The organism is Desulfosediminicola flagellatus, assembly GCF_005116655.2.
Lineage (GTDB): Bacteria > Desulfobacterota > Desulfobulbia > Desulfobulbales > Desulfocapsaceae > Desulfopila > Desulfopila flagellata.
The window spans coordinates 5427312-5446848 of the sequence record NZ_CP050698.1 but is presented as its reverse complement, the minus strand read 5'-3'; the positions used below and the strand labels follow the sequence as shown (position 1 = coordinate 5446848).

The following is a 19537-nucleotide window of genomic DNA, read 5'->3' as shown; positions in this document are numbered from 1 at the left end:
TTATTGAAGTGCTGACATGGATTTATTGATTGTAGAACTTCAGATACTCGTTGGTAACGTGTTCAGGTAAAACGAACACTATAGTTGGCTATAAAACTATTGGTCTGATCTGAGCTTTGAGATTGGTTCGCTGGAATGAGGTGGCGTGGTGGTTCTGTTCAAATCCGGATTTCTTATTAATTCAGTTTGTCGAAGGTTGAGGAAATTCCTGTCAGCCTTTGAAGCAACTGGCTGCGGGAAGCCTCACGATTTTGGTTGCACGAGTGATTTGCGGTGTGTATTCCAGCGAGGTCTTCAGGCTGATTCTAATGCTTATGTTATTATCCGGTCGTTTGACGTCACAGAAAGTAATACAGGGTGTTGAGTTCCAACTATTACTGGTGACGTTGAAATGTCGCTGCCAGTTCTGCATCGCTCACTGAACTGGCAGCGACCCCTGCTTTCTGACGCAGTATTTTAAGTTCTTCCACTACGATGTGTTCATCCACCTCAAAACCCAGAGAGTTAACATGATGCATCAGGGCTCTTTTGCCTGTTTTTGCACCAAAAAGTAGTTTTCTATGGCTACCGGTTTTTTCAGGACTAAACGGTTCGTAGGTTCTCGGATTTTTCTGAAGGCCCTGTATGTGTAATCCTGTTTCGCAGGTAAAAATATCCTGGCCTATTACCGGCCTGTTGCCGGCAATAGGCCTTGAGGTAAGGTGCGCAATATGTTGTGCCAGAGGCGAGAGCTCTCTGGTGTTAAATGCTGGGTGGCCTCCAATAAGGTGAAGGAACCCGGTCAGTTCTTCAAGGCTTGCGCAACCGCAGCGCTCTCCCAGCCCAAGAACTGTTGCATCTGCCCATATTGCGCCACTTTCAATTGCACTTATGGCGTTTGCGGTTGCCATGCCGAAATCATTATGAGTATGAACGCCTAGTTCACTGTTTGTAAGGTTTTCCTTAAGCTTCTTGATTAGGGCACTTATTGTGGCAGGTGTGGCTGAGCCTACAGTATCTGCAATCCGTATCCGAAATGCACCTTCAGCTTCTGCTGTTTTTGCCATGTTGAGTAAAAACATCGGCTCTGACCTGAGGCTGTCTTCAAAACCGACAGATATTTTTTCTATTCCCAGATTGCCAGCCAGCAGTATGCTTTCTTGTAAAGTAATGGCTGCCCAGTTCCTGTCCTTTGACATTTTGTCATAGAGGTGAAGATCTGAAGTCGGGATAGAAAGGGAGATGACGTCAGGTTTAAGTTGAGCACAATATCTAATGTCTTCATCCTTGCACCTCGACCAGACCGAGGTCTGGAGTTCGGGCCATGTAGTTTTGCAATGCTTTATTAACTCAGGCAGGCAACTGTTTAATGGACTGGCGATACCAAGTTCAACTTCCTGTATGCCTATTGCAGCAAGTTGATCAATAATAGCCTTTTTTTCTTCCACCTTAAATAGAACTCCGGGTGTCTGCTCACCTTCTCGTAAGGTTGTGTCAATAATTTTACAATTTTGTAGCATTTGAGACTCCATGTTGTGTTTAAATAAAACACAGCAATAATAATGCCTGGAAGGCTAACAATTTTAGCTTACTGGAGACAAATACTATTCTAACTGTAAATGATAATTATTATTGACGGCCTCTGGTCGGTAAGCTATATTACTCGAATTGCAAAATTAAACGAATCGCTTGATTTGTCAGGTTGTGAGTGGTTAATCTGCTGAAACACAAAATAATAGAGTGTTTAGTAACAGATTTTTTTCGGTTTCAGTGAGGCTGTGAGGAAAGTATATGATGCAGAATTATCCGGTAAAAATTTTCAGGTTTTACAAAGAAGGATTCTCCAGGATGACGTTGGGTAAAACGCTCTGGAAAATAATCATTATAAAACTTGTTGTTATGTTTGCCGTGCTCAAATTATTTTTCTTCCCAAACTATCTCAAAACAAATTTTTCGACAGATCAAGAGCGGGCGGATTATGTGATTGAACAAATCACCAAGCCCGGTAGAAATTAAACACTAACGGAGGACAGGTTTATGGGTGAGATTGATCTGGTCATGGTTAACTGGGCGAGAGCTCAGTTTGCGCTGACGGCAATGTATCACTGGATTTTTGTACCACTGACGCTGGGGCTGTCTTTTCTCTGCGCATTTTTTGAAACACTGTATGTACGTACAGGCAGGGAAGAGTGGAAGAGTATAACGAAATTCTGGATGACACTTTTTGGAATTAACTTTGCAATAGGTGTTGCGACAGGCATTATTCTGGAGTTTGAGTTTGGTACCAACTGGTCCAACTATTCCTGGATGGTTGGTGATATCTTTGGTGCACCACTGGCTATTGAAGGCATCGTCGCCTTCTTTTTAGAGGCAACCTTTTTTGCGGTTATGTTTTTTGGTTGGGATCGTGTCTCAAAGAATTTCCATTTGATGTCAACCTGGATGGTCGCTATTGGTTCTAACCTTTCTGCCCTCTGGATTCTGGTTGCCAACGGCTGGATGCAGTATCCTACCGGTATGGCTTTCAATCCTGACTCAGCGCGTTTTGAGATGCAGAATTTCTGGGAGGTTCTCTTTTCTCCAGTTGCTATTGCAAAGTTTACCCACACCACAAGCTCAAGCTTTATGGTCGGATCGCTTTTTGTTATCACTATTTCTTCCTGGTATCTCTTGAAAGGACGTCATATTGAGATGGCAAAAAAATCGATTCTTGTTGCTTCGGTCTTCGGTCTGCTCTCTACGCTTTATGTAGGGTTTAACGGAGATGAGTCTGCATATGCGACAGCAACTACTCAGCCTATGAAACTGGCGGCATACGAAGGACTGTGGGACGGTGAGGTCAATGCAGGCTTAGTGGCATTTGGCGTTCTAAATAGTGAAAAAAATCCGGGTGACGATCTTAAAGCGTTTGATTTTGAGATAAAAATACCGGGTGCGCTCGGTTTGCTTGCAAACCGTGAGTTCGGCTCTTTTGTCCCAGGTATTAATGACCTGGTATATGGTAACGAAGAGTACGGTATCATGGCAGTTGAAGACAAGATGGAGCGGGGTAAACTTGCGATAAACGATCTTGTTGCCTACAAGCAGGCGAAAAAAGCACTGGATGACACTGCCGCTGCTGAATCTCTCGAGAAATTTAAGATCAACCAGGATTATCTTGGTTATGGCTATCTGGAAAAACCGGAAGATACTGTTCCACCAGTTGGTTTAACATTTTATGCCTTTCATATAATGGTTTTTCTCGGAACACTGTTTGGTTTGATCTTCCTGCTGAATCTTATCTATTCTATCAAAGGTACGCTTGAGGATAAAAAATGGCTCCATATTCTTGGCTTCCCGTCGTTCTTTCTGGGCCTCATAGCTTCTCAGTCCGGTTGGGTTGTTGCTGAAGTGGGTCGCCAGCCTTGGGCAATTCAGGATCTATTGCCAGTAGGGGTTGCACCGACAAATATTGCTGCGAGCAATGTTCAGATAACCTTCTTCATGTTCCTGGCTGTTTTTACTCTTCTGCTGATTGCTGAGATTAGAATTATGCTGAAACAGATCAAAATCGGACCGGAGGGCATTTAACATGATAGGAAGCCTTGATACTGTACTTTTACAGCAGATATGGTGGATACTGGCCTCAGTGGTCGGATCGTTGTTTCTCTTTCTCACGTTTGTTCAGGGTGGTCAGACTCTGCTTTGGCAGGTCGCGAAGGAAGATACCGAAAAAGCACTCGTCATCAATTCACTGGGCATGAAATGGGAGTTGACGTTCACTACTCTGGTTCTTTTTGGTGGTGCGCTCTTTGCCGCTTTTCCCAAATTCTATGCAACAAGTTTTGGTGGTGCCTACTGGGTGTGGATGTTAATTTTGTTTACCTTCATCCTGCAGGCAGTAAGCTATGAGTTCCGTAAAAAACCGGGCAATACCTATGGCCCTAAAACCTATGAACTGTTTCTTTTAATTAACGGCTCAGTTGGTATCCTGCTGATTGGTGCTGCGGTTGGAACCTTTTTTACAGGCTCCAACTTTGTTCTTGATGATTTTAATCGGGTAAGCTGGACAACTCCATTTAGAGGACTTGAAGCAGCATTATCGCTCTTTAACCTTTCCATGGGACTGTTCCTGGTATTCAATGCCCGTGTACTCGGCTCTATGTATCTGATTAATAATATAGATTTTGCAGGTATGCCTCAGTTTGAAGCGCGTCTGCGAAGAGCATGTCTGACAAACCTTGTATGCGCTCTGCCATTCCTGCTTTACATCCTTGGTAGCCTGCTGCTAATGGACGGTTACGGTTTTAATGAAACAGGTGTTGTTTCGATGGTGGCAAACAAATACCTTGGCAACCTGCTTGCAATGCCGATTGTCCTGGGTTTGCTACTGGCTGGTCTTGTGCTTGTTATAGGTGGTGTTGTCTTGACCAGTTTCCTGTCGAGCAGAAGAGGTATCTGGCCTGCCGGTCTTGGAACAGTGCTTGTTGGTCTGGCAATATTTTTCACAGCCGGTTTTAACAACACGCCATTCTACCCATCAAAGGCTGATTTACAATCGAGCCTTACAATTTACAATGCTTCTTCAAGCCATTATACCCTGACAGCGATGACATATGTTGCGATGCTGATACCATTTGTCCTCGCCTACATTGTCTGGGTATGGCGTCAGATGGATGCACGACAGCTTACCGTTGCAGACATCACTAACAAGAAAGCGTATTAGTGACGAATCCATTGAAAATTCATATAAGGAGTGCACTATGATATCCGCATTACTCATTGGTTGGGTCGGAGTTGTGTTTTTTTCGTATAGAGGGGCAATTCTGGCGTTGCAGAAGGCCGATCAATTGTAAAACGATACTGAATAAAACGCATGAGCAGTAAAAAGAGCCGGTTCCTGAAAAGGAACCGGCTCTTTTGTTGTATTGCAATGCCTCCTTCCGCAGGTTTCCATAACCCAGTAGTAAAAATCGTTTAATTCTTGTGCCGTAATCAGATTCGGCAACAACTTTGTTGATAGATTTTCATAAAATATGCGGGCTAGGTTTGTGGTGATGGATTGAGCTGCCTGCCACAGGTATTGTCATGTCATGCCTCAGATGTCTAATTCTGCTCGTCCTTTTCACTATCCTGGCTTCGTTACTCCTTGAGTGACATAGCGCTGCTATGCTCTATCACAAGTTGTTAAGGATAAAGTACTCTCAGGCAAATAATTCTGGACATGTTTTGACGCTGTTGGTTTGATAGGTAAGGCGTTTGGTTATGGAGGAATACTTCGCTTAAACAGGTGCTTTATGAGAATTGTACAATTTATGGCTTCAGGGAATTTTGGTGGAGCTGAGAAGGTGTTTGTTGAATTGGCGAACTCCATGGCAGACCATCACAAGGTTGATGCTCTGGTGATACGAAACTGTCAATTTACTCATCGTTTTTCATCCGATGTTAATGTGGTGGAGTTGAAATCGAACCCCACTGTTAATAATCCATTCCTCCATTATGAAATTTTTAATACCTTGAATACGTTGCGTCCGGATCTGATACACACTCATTCCGCTAAAGCGACCCAGCTGGTGAACAGAGTAAACAGATTTTGTTCGTTAAAGCATCTTGGAACAAAACATAATGATAGAAAGGGTCGAATATTTAACAGAATAAAATGGGTTACTACAGTATCAGAAAAGGCGCGTGAGTCGATACGATCCAGTAGTGGTGGCAATGTCACGGTTATTCACAACGGAGTCATTGAAGAGCATGTCGAGACTTCCCTGAAGTCAGAAGTTTTTACGATGCTTGGTGTTGGCAGGTTGGATAAAATAAAGGGCTTTGATCTACTTTTAGAGCAGGTTGCCGGTTTGCGTTTTCCATTTCGTCTGCAAATAGCAGGTGAAGGCCCGGAGTATTCAGCTCTGCAGAGGGATATTCTTGCTCTTGGACTTGAGGATAAAGTGCAATTGCTTGGTTTCAGGGAGGATATTGCTCAAATGATGCATGATGCTCATGTAGTAGTAATTTCCTCACATAGAGAGGGTGGGCCAAAGGTCATGCTGGAAGCGTTGCTTTATGCACCTGTCCTGGTTTCTACACCGGTCGGAGCAGTTCCCGAAGTACTGCCAGAACAGTTCCAGACGTCACTACATAATCTCACAAGTAAAATTGAAGATGTATACCTGAACTATTCGGCCTACACAAAAGACTTTAGAGAAATTCGAGATAGGAAAAAATCGAACTTTGCTTTCTCTAAAATTGTCACTGAGTATGATCGCGCCTATCAGCAAATAGTTGCTGACTGATCATGTTGAGGAGTATCACTCATTGGTATCTTGTGCTGAGTGTCGGCAAGTTTGCTTCTATCCGAAAAGTCAGCAGGTGCTCCAATATCGAGGCGTGTGTTCGATTGTTTACGTATAGAATCGGGTGAAGACATCGACATTCTCCCTCGGGGTGCGATACGTATTTACAGGCGCTTCTTTGTCTTCATAACCAATTGCAATACCGCAAAGAAGTAGTGCAGTTTCAGGATACCCAAGGATACCCCGAACAATGTCAGGATATTCAGCAAGTGCAGCCTGCGGGCAAGTGGCAAGTCCCTCCTCGACAGCTGTTAGCATCAATGTCTGCAAAAACATTCCATAGTCCATGTATGATCCCGTGGCCAGCACAGAATCTATAAAGAACAGCAACATAACCGGGGCATCGAATGCTCGATAATTAGCTGCCCACTGTTCTTTGCGCCGTTCTTTGTCGTGTCGTTCTATTTCAAGTGCAGTGTATAACTGCATGCCACAACTGGTACGCCTGCCTTTATAAGGAGGGACCCATTTTTCGGGGTAATAGTGGTAATCCTTTTTTGTAGACGCACCTGTGTAGAATGCGTCTAGCATGCGAGATTGAAGTTTCTCTTTGGTGATGCCAGAAACAACTGCTACTTGCCATGGTTGGGTGTTTGCACCGGATGGAGAGTGGCGAGCAGTATCGAGGATACGAATCAGCTTTTCTTTCTCCACTTCTCTGTCAAGAAAGGCGCGAGTCGATTTGCGAAGAAGGATTGCATCGGTGATATTCATAGGCCGTATTTGTTTAAGTTTTGTGAATTTAGGTTAGTTTAACAGTATAGCTTCCATCAAGGATTTCAATCCATTTTGCGTAAGAATCTGTCCGGACGAAGATAATGCTTTTGGAAATTATACAGGTGTTCGAATTAGAGGGTACAGGTGCAAAAATGAACGTACTACCTGTGGGTCAAAATGTTTCCCCGACTGATCCCTGATAAATGCGAGCACTGCATCCTCATTCATTGCTGACCTGTATGGTCGATCGGAGCAAAGTGCATCCCAAACATCAACAACGGCAAATATCCGTGCAGGCAGTGGTATCTCATTCTTTTTGAGTCCCTGCGGATAACCGCTACTGTCCCAGCGTTCATGATGACAATATGGAATTTGAACAGCATTGCCAAGGTATTTGATAGGAGCAAGCATTCTGTAGGCATGAACCGGGTGTTGCCGCATTATTTTCCATTCATGTTCATCTAATGGACCAGGCTTGTTGAGTATGCTGTCAGGTATTCCGATTTTACCAATATCATGTAATAAAGCTCCTCTTCGAACGTTAATAATATCTTTTTGCGGAATGCCCATCGTGAGTGCCAGCTGTGTAGTAATGCCGGCAACTCTCTGGGTATGACCTTCTGTTTCCCTATCACGGAGATCCAGTGCTTTAACCCAGCCCTCCATTGTTACTTCATAGGCTCGTGTGAGGTCTCTATTAGTGCTCTCCAGGTCTGTAAACAGTGTTGCATTGTCAATGGCGATTGCGGTTTGTCCTGCAAGCGCTTCGAGGAAATTGTACCATTCCTTATTTGTCTGTTTTTCGGTGAAGGAATACAGTTCGAGAATTCCTTGAAAATTTCCTTTCGAGATCAAAGGTGCCTGGAAGCAGGAGGAAAATTTCTCCTCATAACATAATTTGTCCTTAGAAAATTGTGGACGAATGTGCATCTTTTTATTTGTAAAAAAATCTGAGCATGCTGAGGAATTATTAGCATAATCCTGTTCAAGATGTATCACAGTAGATTTGATAAGATTCGTTTTAAAACCTTTTCCTGTAAAATATTTAAGAGTTCCACTCTCTCTTTCGAAAAGTAGAATCGCGGATGCATCAATTGTGAGTTCAGAGTTCACGTGTTCGAGTACTACTGACAAAGTATGTTTAAGGTCGAAAGATTTTGAAATGGCAATATCGATAGCACGGAGTGCTTTGAGTTGAGAGACCCTGCGTACTGTTTTCTGCTGTGCCTTCTTTCTGTCAACTATTTCCTGCTGCAGTAGCCTGTTAGTGGTTGTAAGTTCCTCTGTGCGTAATTTAATCCTCGATTCGAGTTGAGTATTGTAATCCAGGATTGCCATTTTGCTCTGTTGTAATTCTCTGAATATGAGGTCAAATGGAGTGACAAGCCCGGTAACGATGATTGCCCTGTAGAGAGCATAAAATGATATCACCCTGAGGACATGACCGATTAGATTTCCATTCCCGTAGACACTCATATAAGAAGTGAAAGCAATTTCAGAGAAGCCGAAGAGAGTTGTCGAAAAAATCAAGAGGCCGAATATACCTGTTTCAAAAATCCTGCGGAGTCTAAAAAGTAGAATTGAGGATATTGCCAGCGTAAAAACAATGACATATTCGCTTGTTATTTTAAAATGAGTGAGTCCGGTTCCCTCAAGATAGCAATCTGGAAATATGTTCCAGACAAAGATTGATGCAAGGAGCGAAGTTGTTATTGTGGAAAAGCAGATAAGAAGGAAGGTAGGCCGAAAATTAAAACGGAGCAGGAAGGGTGCTGCCAGAAGTACTGCAACCTGTAAGTATCTTGCAGCAATCCATAGTTGGGTTGGTAGGTTAGCATCAAAGCCTGAGAACACTCCCATCCCTTTATATGCCAGCATATGGAGCATATCTATCAGGCCAATAAACAGCGAGGAAAGACCGACAATGAGGATATAGTTGTTTTTGAGAAATCGTTGGGAGTTCAAGGTGAGGATAAAAATACCTATAGCAGTAACCACACTGAAAAGTTCTACAAGACTGTGAAACAACAGATAACTATATCGACTGGTTAAGGTGACAAGGACGAGTAGCCCAATGCTTATCGTTAAACCGCCGGGTGTGAAGTGGTATCTGGATAGCAACTGCTTCATATAGATTCAGTATCTTTTAGAGCCATGTTAGCCAGGAGGCTACCCGACAATGGCCTTTTGCCCAAACTCTTCGGGATTTTCAAAAAATAATACTCGCAATATCATCTATATGGCTGTGCTTATTTTTTGTAAATGTCTCGATTTTAACCAAAATTCCTATTCTCGGACAGCCTCCTAGGGGCAGAAGGCGTTGTATATCAACAGAGAATGATAGATTATTCAGGTATAGGAGACTGGGAGTATTAAACTGAATTCAAAGTAGCAACACTATGGGTACTTTGCAAGCTGTATATATATGTTAGGCGTGCGGTTCGGATAAAACCTGAGTTTATAGAATTGACTGGATAATTATAGTGAAATGATGGTGAAAAATGACAGCTGGTTTGCGCAAAGAGTATTATGAAGCTGGTGTTTGCGCCTTAAGTGCTCCTCGGGATTTCTCATCATTCCCGGCGGTGTCAGGTTTAAAGCTTTTGGCAGGAAAGAGGTTGGCCGTTCTATTGACCAGGTCAATACGTGGTTAATTCCCGTCCGAAAACTGCCGATTGGCTTAATATCACCGTTGTGTGTTCGAATTTATCTTCCATTAATCAAGGAACGAGACTCCGAGATATTAGCTCTATGTCTCCAGAAAAAATCGAACACACGCCTTGATCTTGAACAACCTGCTTACTTTTCGGATGGAAACATGTCAGCAATTTTGAAATTATTCCCGCCAATAGTCGCTTAACCAAAGGCAAGGCTTAGTAAATTTGTAGAAAGCTTTCCAAAAAGGCTTACCGTCAAGGGGCCACTCCCCTTGGATCGCGTCTTCTGGCAGCGGGCGACCATGAAATGATAAAACCGAGGCACCTGGAGGTAGAGTTGGAACCTGCCACCAACGTTTTGGGAGTGCAGGAAGGCAGTGTTCTTTAAATGAAATGACCCAGTCGTTTGGCAAAAAATCCAATTTTCCAGCTGCAAATAGAGTCCGTGTTACGTATTCCTGTTCAGCTGTATAATACTTCTTATGTATCTCTAGTGGGTTCTTGAGGTAATCTTCAAAAATTTCCGGACAAGAACCCGCTTCAAAAACGTACATAGAGGTATTCCCGAAGGAGTCCTTTTCTTTACGTTTGTCGAATTCATGCCTGACTGCAAATTTATCTGAGAAATCAAAAAAGCGATCAAGAGGCCCAACAATTACGACATCAAGGTCAAGAAACATGGTCTTTCCTTCGATATCAAACAGCTCTCTTTGGAACATAAGTAACTTCCGCCATGGTCCGCGCGCAGATGGAGGAGGTGTGAACTCGGGGAGGTCACGAAGTAAAACTTCTTCACGAATACCTTCAGCATTGTCAGTAATACAATAAAATTTAAAGGGTCTTTTTAACTGTCGCTTCACCATCCCATAAAGTCGGTTGACGTATTCACTTCCATACAGCGTTCCCCATTTCATACAGACTATGTTTACAACTTTATCGGCCATTGTATCTCTGATTGATTTTACCTGACAGGCAGGTAGATGATAAATGTTAAGAAGTAATGTATATGTCTACAGCTTTTAGCGAGCTGCCTTTGCCTAAATGTTATTAATATAACGTGAAAAATAATCGTCAAACCTAAAAGGATGAACGCTAAAGCCCTTTAGGTTTGTTGCGGGTTTTGTAACTGAGACGGTGATAGGTTTTGGTCACAGCTTTTTCTGTTATGCTTCTAATACCTGCGAGAGGATTTTTAATTCGCATAGTTGAACGATTACGAATCACTTTTCTGTTTGTTTCTGAAGATATTGTTTTTTCCTGTTTACAGATTTCGCGGTTAAGAATTGCAAACAGATTTTCTTCTTCAAGTACTCGACGACGTGCTTCTATAATGTAGGGTAATCGATCTGCATATTCGTTATTTGCGATATGACTTTTAATGATCTCAATTGAACGTTTGCTATCGTTGATATCTATAGGGATAAAGCTGTCTTTTGGAAAGAAATCAGATGTATTCGGTGCACCGTGATAGAATGGCAGGCAATAACCGAGAAATGCATCCGGGAGTTTTTCGGTTAAATGATGTTGATACACGTGGTTTTCTACAGCAATATGATACATGTATGGGTCGAGCACTTCAGCTTTATCATTCATGGGATTTACACCATGTCCGAAAATATCCAGCTCTTTCAGTTCATCCTTGAGCTGCCATGTAAAATCAACACGGGCAGTATGCAGGGTGACTTTGTTTGTTCGTTCTGAACATACAGTTGAAATGAGTTGCGTCTTATCTGGAGGAGAAGTTGCAGCGATCTGATCCCACGTTATTCGGTCTTGACCATCTACTGGACTGCCGTAAAACCATGGTAGTCCAGGATGAGTGAATATGACATTTGGATGCCTCATCGCCCATGGTTCCTGAAAGGTGAGTACACAACCAAACTGACGTATGTAATCTGTACCGAATACAGTTATTGTCGATGGCTCCCCGGTGATAAGGATAGTCCGTTCACGTGGGCAGGCGAGTTTTTCTTCAACCAGAAAAGAGTCTTTTTTCGGAATGTCATGGTAAACAACCAGCCAGTCATATTCTTTGCAATCGATATCGAAATTGAAAAAGCAATTCCCCCATTGCGGATTGTTGCCGGGAAATTGTCGAAGATAATTAAGATTCTTGCTACCCCGCTTTTGTCCGCGGTGCATAAATTTGACTGTATATTTTGGTGCATCCCATTGAAGTGGCATGGAACACAGTTCTTTTATCTGCTCATCCATTGTGCTGGATGGGACCGTCCTATTAAGCAATTAGACCTCACAAAAAACTGGAAAATTAAAACTCGTATAATGTCAGTAACATAATATAAGTGCATAAATAACAGGCTCTGCACGAACACAGGCATATTAGTTGACCCACTTGAGGACAGCAAGTCATTTTTAGAGTCTGGTGATGTATAGATTTATGATTAATCACTTATTTATGATGGTTTGATAATAGGTGTTTTTTGAGGATAAACTGACAATTGTCGAAGAGCCTTGTCGAATTGTCTCGTGATTACATGCCATGAATTTTACCTATTACTATCTATCATCCTTTTAGCCACCTTATCGGAATACGCTTGTAGTTTTGATGATGGTTTAACTGGATATGGTTTGTTTAACAGTTCTAATGAAGGGAGTTGTTTCATTTGTTCTGCGAAATATTGTTGAGTTTCATCCAGGCTTGGCAATGTCTGTATGGACTTACCTTTTTCCATATATTGCTGCATTAATGGTTCGGCGGTTTGATGTTGTTCTGTTTCGAGGCTGAGAGAGTCACCGACCATAGTGTGGTTGGAGTCATAATGTCTAAAAATCTGTTTTCTTCCAGGCCAGGTTATTTTGCTGGTTGATAATTTTCTGCGTCCAAGATTCTTGTATTCGACGAGTTTGTAGGCACAGTCGAAATACGGCACGTCGGCCGAAGTTGTCATTTTACTCCCGATTCCGAAGCCGTCCACCGGGGCATTGTTTTCGCGGAATTCTGCAAGGGAATACTCATCAAGGTTACCGCTGGCAAAGATTTTGATATCTTTCAGGTCAGCGTCATCAAGTTTCTGTCGAACTCGTTTTGACAAACTGACCATATCACCGCTGTCCAGTCTCACGCCCTTGATTTTGATATTGTTGCTTTTAAATTCTGCAGCAAGTTCAACAACTTTTTGTGCCCCGTGTTCTGTGTCGTATGTATCAAGCAGAAGCACAGTGTTTTCAGGATGGCTTCGGGCAAAGTTTATAAATGCAGATTTTTCTGAATCATGAGCCTGGATAAAGGAATGAGCCATAGTGCCGTAAAGTGGGATTCCATAGAGTTTTCCGGCAAGCACTGTAGCTGTACCGTCAAATCCTGCTATATAACTTGCTCTGGCCGCCATAACACCGGCTTCGGCACCATGTGATCTTCGTAAACCATAATCTACCAGGATCTTATCCGGCATGACCTGCTTCATTCGTGCAGCTTTAGAACAGATCATAGTCTGGTACTGCAGGATGTTAATTATGCGTGTTTCCACCAGTTGAGCAATAGGAAGAGGGGCTGTGACCCGGATGAGAGGTTCGTCAGGGAAAAAAATTGTGCCTTCAGGCAGGGCGTGAATAGAGCCTGTGAATCGTAGATCTGCAAGGCTTGCAAGAAATTGACTGTTAAACCGGCCGTCCTGCCTGAGAAATTCTATATCGTCTTCACTAAAATGAAGCGTTTCCAGAAACTCAATTACCTGCTGCAGGCCGCAGGCAACCAGAAATGATCGTTCATCAGGAAGCTTCCTAAAAAAGAATTCAAATGCTGCTTCATCGTGCATGCCGTTGTCATTATATGCCTGCATCATTGTTAGCTGGTAAAGATCGGTAAGCAACGGGGAGATTGGATAGTTCATTATATCAGCTCATTCAGTGTTATTTCTATTGCACCTAGAGCTTTGAGTTCAGCTCTGGCCTTATCGCCATCCCCGGGAGCGAGGTCAACTGCCTTTATCGCGTCTGTTAATAGAAGAACGGTAAAGTCTTTTGCAATCAGCAGGTCTTTTACAGAAGCGTGGACGCAGTAATCAGTGGCTACCCCACATACAAAAACTCTATTGATCGCTTTATCATGTAATATTTTGATAAGGCCGGTTGAGTCGAAGGCCGAGTACGCATCTTTTTCGCGATCTGTTCCTTTCGAAATGATTATCGTACTGTCGGGAAATTGAAGACCTTTATGGAATTGAGCACCTGCTGTTTCAGCAACACAGTGAGGAGGCCATTGTCCCTGTTGATCTATAAAGCTGATATGATCAGCGGGATGGTAGTCTCTGCTGGCAAAAATCGGAAGTTCGGCACTGTTGAAGCGATGTATATATGTATTGATTACAGGAATGATAGTGTCACTCCCGGTTACTTCCAGGCTGCCGCCTGGCATAAAATCATTTTGCATATCTACAACAAGCAGAGCGTCATTGGCAGAAAGTGTAATATTCACTGGGATCTCAATTGAAAGAATGAACTACAACGGTTGCTGACTATACCATGTAATTACAGTGGCGAGTTTAGAGTTTGACATACTGTATTGTTCAAAAAGATGTGTGTCAATCAAGAGATAGAGATAGTGGCTTTTTGTTGTAGAAAATCAGCTAGGATTAATTGTCTAAAGGTGTTTTCCGGGAAAAAAAATGGCACTCACGATGAGATCGTGAGTGCCACAGCGAGATAATCAATTGATGTGAGGTATTGAAATCAGCTCTAATTGAAATTTGTTCTCATAACCTTTTTGTTGAGTTTACCCACACTCGTTTTGGGAAGTTCATCAACAATAAGAATAGTATCTGGAACCGCATAGCGTGGGATGGTTCCGTGTGTAGCAGCTTCTCGCATAAAGGCTTTAAGTCCTTCCTCGTCTATATTTTTTTCCTGGTCTGGTTTAAGTTTGACAATAAGTAACGGTCTCTCTCCCCATTTCTCGTCAGGGATTCCAATAGCGGCTGATTCGAGAACTGCAGGGTGCTGGCTTACACAATTTTCAAGATCAAGCGAAGAAATCCATTCACCGCCGGTCTTTATTACATCTTTTATCCTGTCAGTTACCTGCAGATAGCCATCACTGTCGATATGTCCTACATCACCACTGTGAAGCCAACCATCCTGCCAGAGTTCTTCTGATTTTTCAGGGGCTTTGAAGTAATCACGGGTGAGCCATGGGGCACGAAAAACGACCTCACCGACACTCTCTCCATCATGGGGTTGAGGTTTTCCTTCTATATCAACAACTTCAAATTCCACCAGCGGTATGGGAAGGCCGGTTTTAACAACAAGGTTCAACATCTCACTGTCGTCAATATTGCCGATCATGTCTGGTCGAGGGGCTGACAGACTGATCACCGGGCAGGTCTCGGACATTCCATATCCTGTAAAAACAGTTATTCCAAGCTTGTTGGCACTACTTGCAAGGCCTTTAGAGAGTTTTGATCCGCCAATGATCACTTTCCATGATGAAAGATCAATTTCAGTTACTGCAGGACTGTTAACTATCATCTGCAATACTGTCGGAACGCAGTGAGAGGCTGTCACTCCTTCTGTAGCTATAAGTTTAAGCAATACAGGTGGTTCATATTTACCAGGATAGACTTGTTTGGCTCCAAGAAGTGTTGCAACATAGGGAATCCCCCATGCATGGACATGAAACATTGGAGTGAGTGGCATATACACATCATTAGAACGGAATCTGCCTATGGTCTCATAACTTCCAAGCGCGATGGTGAGTGAAAGTGTGTGCAGAACGAGCTGTCGGTGAGTGAAGTGAACGCCTTTGGGGTCACCTGTGGTGCCTGTTGTGTAAAATGTTGTTGCCTTCGTGTTTTCATCGAGATCGGGAAAATCAAATTGAGCATCGGATCGCTCAAGCAACGCATCATAATCAGAATAAACTTCGAGCGAAGTTTCAGGGTAGTCCGGGTTTTCTGCAATGACGATGATGTTTTTAACATCTGGCAGGTATTCGCGGATTGATTCGAGCAGTGGCAGGAAATCTGAGTTGATAATGATCAACTTAGCTTCAGCATGATTGATGGTATAAACCATCTGTTTTGCAGATAGGCGCCAGTTCACCATCTGCATAACGCATCCCATCATCGGGATGGCAAAAAAGCACTCCAGATACCTGTTACTGTCATAATCAAATACGGCTACGGTGTCTCCATCCTCAATTCCGGCTTCCTGTAAACCCGATGCCAGTCGGTGGATTCTGTTTTGCAGATCTCGATAGGTATATCGGAGTTTGTCCCGATAGACAATTTCCTGATTAGGGGCGTAATTGAGCGCCGTTGTCAGGATTTTTTTTATGATTAGGGGATAATTGTAAAACTCGCCAGGCTGATATTTTTCATTGACCATGTACCGCTCCCTCCCAGAATTCTATGTAACTGGTTAAACGTACTGACGAAGCAAATTCCTAATATCCGTTATGGATTAACCGATGAGTGCTCAGCCTAAACTCACAGCTGATAACTAACATAAAAATAGATTAACAGATTAGATTCTGCCCAGCAATTACTTTTACGCTTACGGAAGATGCCGTTTATGGTCGTGTGATTGTGCGTTTGGCTTAACATGCTGAAATTATATCTATCTGTAGTCTGGTAAACAATGGTCAATTATTATGAGATAAATTGTAACGTAAATACAACAGGATTGGTAATTGATGTATTGTGAGAGCAATTCTGATTCATAGGTGGACATTAGCAATGTGGGGCCGTTTGTTTAAATAGTGGTAACAATAAACATGCTATATTAGTTTGTTATGGATTGTGTTAATGCCCAAAAAGATTGCAGCGCACATACTGAATGGTTGTTCTACGCCTGACTATCAATAGATTTGAACGGGAGGGTTTTATAACTATCAATTATGAAAAACTCATCTGATTTCGAGACTATGTTGGATAATATGCGTTCTACATCTTTAGCGATATTTGCAATATTGACAATGATCTTTGTACTGCAAGGTTGTGTCAGTACTTCCACTATTCGTGAAGAGTTGGGTGATCTGAAAAATCTTAACGTTCCGGCTTCATGGCGTAATTCGTCAGTGGTACTTCTGGAATATACCACGGATTTACAGTTTATAGTTGATTCGGAGGGAAATCGGGTCAAAGAAGTCGAAACCAAGTGGTATAGGGTCAATAATCTCAATGACACGGATGCTCAGTATATATCTGTACCCGAGCAGACCTTTTTCGAAACACCTGTAAAGATAGCGGCAGAGGCTTATTATCCGGACGGCAGTAGCTGGACATTGGTTCAGTCGAAGATTCGTCAGCATGAAATGAAGTTTTCAGATAATGTGATCCACCAGTTTTTTGTACCTAAATATCAGCAAGATACTCTTATCAAAGTAGAGGTGCAGCGGGAGTATACGCGTCCGGAATTTGTTGGACGTTACAACCTGGGAGATGTATTTCCTGTCGTTAAGAGGACTATAACCCTCTCATATCCTGACAATGTCACATTGGTTAACGGCGTTGAAAATATTGAGGATGCCGAATGTGAAACGTCGATTATCGTCGAAGACGGTTTTAGGACGCATTCGATTACAGCAAAGAATGTAGTTAATTTTCAAGAAAAAGACAGAACTCAATATCCCGAAGAATATTATGCACTGTTTCATGTGAGCTTTCCGCCCAAGGGGAAAGAATCCTACACATGGAAAGAGTTGGGAAACCATTACCTGAATCTTTCGAACGAACCATTTACCACCACGAAAGAGATTGATCAGTTAGCCAGTACAATTCCAGATAATACACCAACCGGAGAAAAGATTACCCAGGCGTTTTCAACTGTCATCAATAAAATCCGTTACCACTTCAATTCACGCGGTGGTTATGCATTTTATCCAAGAGAAGCATCCGAGGTGCTTAAAAACGGGTTTGGTGATTGTAAGGAGTTAACGACAATCCTGAAAAGCATGTTTGATGGGACAAATATCGCGAGTTATCCTGTACTGATATCAACCTGGGGAAATGAGCAGCTTGTGTTGAACTATCCGTCCCTGACAGGCTTTAACCATATGGTACTGGCAGTTGAAACGGGTGATGGAGATCTTCGAATACTGGATGGTACCCATAGCTGGGCTAATTCGCGCAGTTCATATTATGCTTCTGTCGGCAGGAAAGCATTTATTCTTGAGCCGGATAATTCACGGATAGATGTTATTGGGAGAGCAGAGGATTACGAAAACCGGGTTGTTACAAGTTCGACTATTGAAAAAGGCGAGGATGGCAGATGGGTTATACGAGGAGAAATTCACTTGCTGGGTTATCCAGCCCTAAGGTTTTATGAATCCCTGCAATCATCAAGCAGAAAAGATGAAATACACATGGCAGGGAAGATGTTGAAATCAGGCTTTGATATATTTGCTGAAGATATTGGGGTGAAAAAGGCTACTGCAGATGAAGCGGTTATCGTCTATTTGGCTGGTTTTGATGAAAATAATGTGTCTCTAGGTAAAGGCGGCTTCAAATTAAACACACCGGGTCTGTTTCAGCTTGATGTTGAGTATCAGGTCACTGACAAGCTGGGCAAGGTGTATCTGCCAGAGTTTCAGCAGGAAGATACGTGGATTATCCCGTTTGTCCCGTCAAAAACGGAACTTCCTCAAATTAACACTTCTTTAGCCATATCAGTATGGGAGGTCACAGGGAATTCAGTACAACGTAAATATTTTCAGAATGAGAGCAAAATGAGTATCAGTAGCGATACTGTCCTTAATTGGGATTCATATCTTGGCGAATTGAAAAATTCAGTTGTCTGGAGGTAATGGGGAAATGACGAAATATGCTGGAACATTTGTCCTGATATTGATCTTGCTTACTGGTTGTGTTGATCGTTCACCTTTACAACCATTGATGTCTGTAAGCCCGGGGGAAGGCATCGATGCATCGGATTGGGATGAGTATGGTGCCGTGTAACTTTAAATATACTGTTTGAAAATGATAACCTCAGTGAGGATCACGCAATAGATAAAGCGTTGTCTATAAAACATTTTTTAGAAACTACGTTACGGTTTTTATGGACTCAACTGATGCGCGCTTTAAAAATTATTTACAGATGGTTATCGAAGAGGAGGCAGATCTAAGGCTGGGAGGTGCAATGTCACTTTCGTTTTATGTAAAGCTCTTTAGTTACTCTGGCTACAACTTTACCCTTCTCGTTTTTAATCTCAATATCATAGGTGGGTTCGAAAACTTTACCATTACAGGTTTTTTCGATAACCTTCTCAATATCTTTTTTAGTTAGCATGAAGTCAGCGGTGACCTTTCCCTTTCCTGGACGGATAAAAGATATAGATGCAGCTTTATCCCAGACTATAAAGTCCTTTCCGAGAAGTTGCATGTGCATAAGCATCAGGTGTGGGTCAACCATTGAATAGAGGCTACCGCCAAAATGAACATGCACAGCATTTCTATTGTACCAGCGAAGTTTCATCGAAACCCGAATACCATACCAGTCTTCGTGTATCTGCTCGACTTTTATACCTGCCCCGAGATAGGGCGGATAAATATTTAACAGAAACTTGAACCATGCTGGTGAGAGATACACGTTATGCCTCCAAAATAGCGATATGTGTTGAATAACATGTCAGTGCCGGCGGTCTGTGTTAGCTAGACACACTAATATTGCAGAAGTGTTCAGGATAAATAGAACAAAATCAATCTGCAACACTGGTTTAATGCAATTACGCCCTATGTCGTTGAACAATCTCTGTGATATACTCAAAAGATAGTTAGCCAGCATGTCTTATTATCTTTTTGATTACATACCCAAATGGTTGAGTATGTGTTGAAAAAAATATCTCAAATAGCCGTGAGTTTATAGCTTGAAATCAAAAAGCTAACCAGGGTTGGCGAT

At 42.5% G+C, this 19537-nt stretch carries 15 protein-coding genes; 6 read left to right on the top strand and 9 right to left on the bottom strand.

What is annotated here, in order from left to right; genetic code table 11:
- Positions 1 to 374: 374 nt before the first annotated feature.
- The gene (locus FCL46_RS22515; protein WP_167505999.1) at positions 375 to 1499 is read right to left on the bottom strand and encodes a LeuA family protein; all 1125 of its coding nucleotides are present in this window, start codon (positions 1497 to 1499) and stop codon (positions 375 to 377) included.
- Positions 1500 to 1773: 274 nt separating this feature from the next.
- On the opposite strand from FCL46_RS22515, the gene FCL46_RS22510 reads away from it, so the two are divergent.
- The 4 genes from FCL46_RS22510 (at position 1774) to FCL46_RS22495 (ending at position 6251) form a co-directional block, all read left to right on the top strand.
- Entirely contained in the window at positions 1774 to 1995 is a 222-nt protein-coding gene (locus FCL46_RS22510; protein ID WP_420811292.1) for a DUF4492 domain-containing protein, read from the top strand.
- A gap of 21 nt (positions 1996 to 2016) precedes the next feature.
- Positions 2017 to 3549, top strand: a complete 1533-nt coding sequence (locus tag FCL46_RS22505; RefSeq protein WP_136809369.1) for a cytochrome ubiquinol oxidase subunit I — start codon at positions 2017 to 2019, stop codon at positions 3547 to 3549.
- Between the two features lies 1 nt (position 3550).
- Positions 3551 to 4684 (top strand): cytochrome d ubiquinol oxidase subunit II, encoded by a 1134-nt coding sequence (cydB, locus tag FCL46_RS22500; RefSeq protein WP_136809368.1) that lies wholly within the window; start codon positions 3551 to 3553, stop codon positions 4682 to 4684.
- A 571-nt stretch (positions 4685 to 5255) separates the two neighbouring features.
- On the top strand, positions 5256 to 6251 hold the full coding sequence (locus FCL46_RS22495; RefSeq protein ID WP_136809367.1) for a glycosyltransferase: 996 nt from the start codon (positions 5256 to 5258) through the stop codon (positions 6249 to 6251).
- A gap of 108 nt (positions 6252 to 6359) precedes the next feature.
- On the opposite strand, the gene FCL46_RS22490 is transcribed toward FCL46_RS22495, so the two are convergent.
- From FCL46_RS22490 to FCL46_RS22460, 7 genes are all read right to left on the bottom strand, one after another.
- A complete protein-coding gene (locus FCL46_RS22490) occupies positions 6360 to 7025 on the bottom strand; it encodes a nitroreductase (RefSeq protein WP_136809366.1) in 666 nt (221 codons plus the stop codon).
- A gap of 117 nt (positions 7026 to 7142) precedes the next feature.
- On the bottom strand, positions 7143 to 9158 hold the full coding sequence (locus tag FCL46_RS22485; RefSeq protein ID WP_136809365.1) for an MASE3 domain-containing protein: 2016 nt from the start codon (positions 9156 to 9158) through the stop codon (positions 7143 to 7145).
- Between the two features lie 706 nt (positions 9159 to 9864).
- Positions 9865 to 10629, bottom strand: a complete 765-nt coding sequence (locus tag FCL46_RS22480) for a glycosyltransferase (protein WP_136809364.1) — start codon at positions 10627 to 10629, stop codon at positions 9865 to 9867.
- Positions 10630 to 10777: 148 nt separating this feature from the next.
- A complete protein-coding gene (locus FCL46_RS22475; RefSeq protein ID WP_217909496.1) occupies positions 10778 to 11929 on the bottom strand; it encodes a glycosyltransferase family 10 domain-containing protein in 1152 nt (383 codons plus the stop codon).
- A gap of 263 nt (positions 11930 to 12192) precedes the next feature.
- Positions 12193 to 13536: a nicotinate phosphoribosyltransferase gene (locus FCL46_RS22470; protein ID WP_136809363.1), complete on the bottom strand. Its 1344-nt coding sequence runs from the start codon at positions 13534 to 13536 to the stop codon at positions 12193 to 12195.
- Positions 13536 to 14120 carry an isochorismatase family protein gene (locus FCL46_RS22465; RefSeq protein ID WP_136809362.1) on the bottom strand — a complete coding sequence of 195 codons (585 nt, stop codon included), beginning with the start codon at positions 14118 to 14120 and terminating at the stop codon, positions 13536 to 13538. The genes FCL46_RS22470 and FCL46_RS22465 overlap by 1 nt, the downstream gene beginning before the upstream one ends.
- A 260-nt stretch (positions 14121 to 14380) precedes the next feature.
- Complete coding sequence (locus tag FCL46_RS22460) at positions 14381 to 16027, bottom strand: fatty acid--CoA ligase (RefSeq protein ID WP_136809361.1); 1647 nt, start codon at positions 16025 to 16027, stop codon at positions 14381 to 14383.
- Between the two features lie 550 nt (positions 16028 to 16577).
- Between FCL46_RS22460 and FCL46_RS22455 the strand changes: the two genes are divergently transcribed.
- On the top strand, positions 16578 to 18446 hold the full coding sequence (locus FCL46_RS22455; RefSeq protein WP_136809360.1) for a hypothetical protein: 1869 nt from the start codon (positions 16578 to 16580) through the stop codon (positions 18444 to 18446).
- 7 nt (positions 18447 to 18453) lie between these two features.
- The gene (locus FCL46_RS22450; protein ID WP_153307137.1) at positions 18454 to 18597 is read left to right on the top strand and encodes a hypothetical protein; all 144 of its coding nucleotides are present in this window, start codon (positions 18454 to 18456) and stop codon (positions 18595 to 18597) included.
- A gap of 184 nt (positions 18598 to 18781) precedes the next feature.
- On the opposite strand, the gene FCL46_RS22445 is transcribed toward FCL46_RS22450, so the two are convergent.
- Entirely contained in the window at positions 18782 to 19228 is a 447-nt protein-coding gene (locus FCL46_RS22445; protein WP_136809359.1) for a DUF4442 domain-containing protein, read from the bottom strand.
- Between the last annotated feature and the right edge of the window lie 309 nt (positions 19229 to 19537).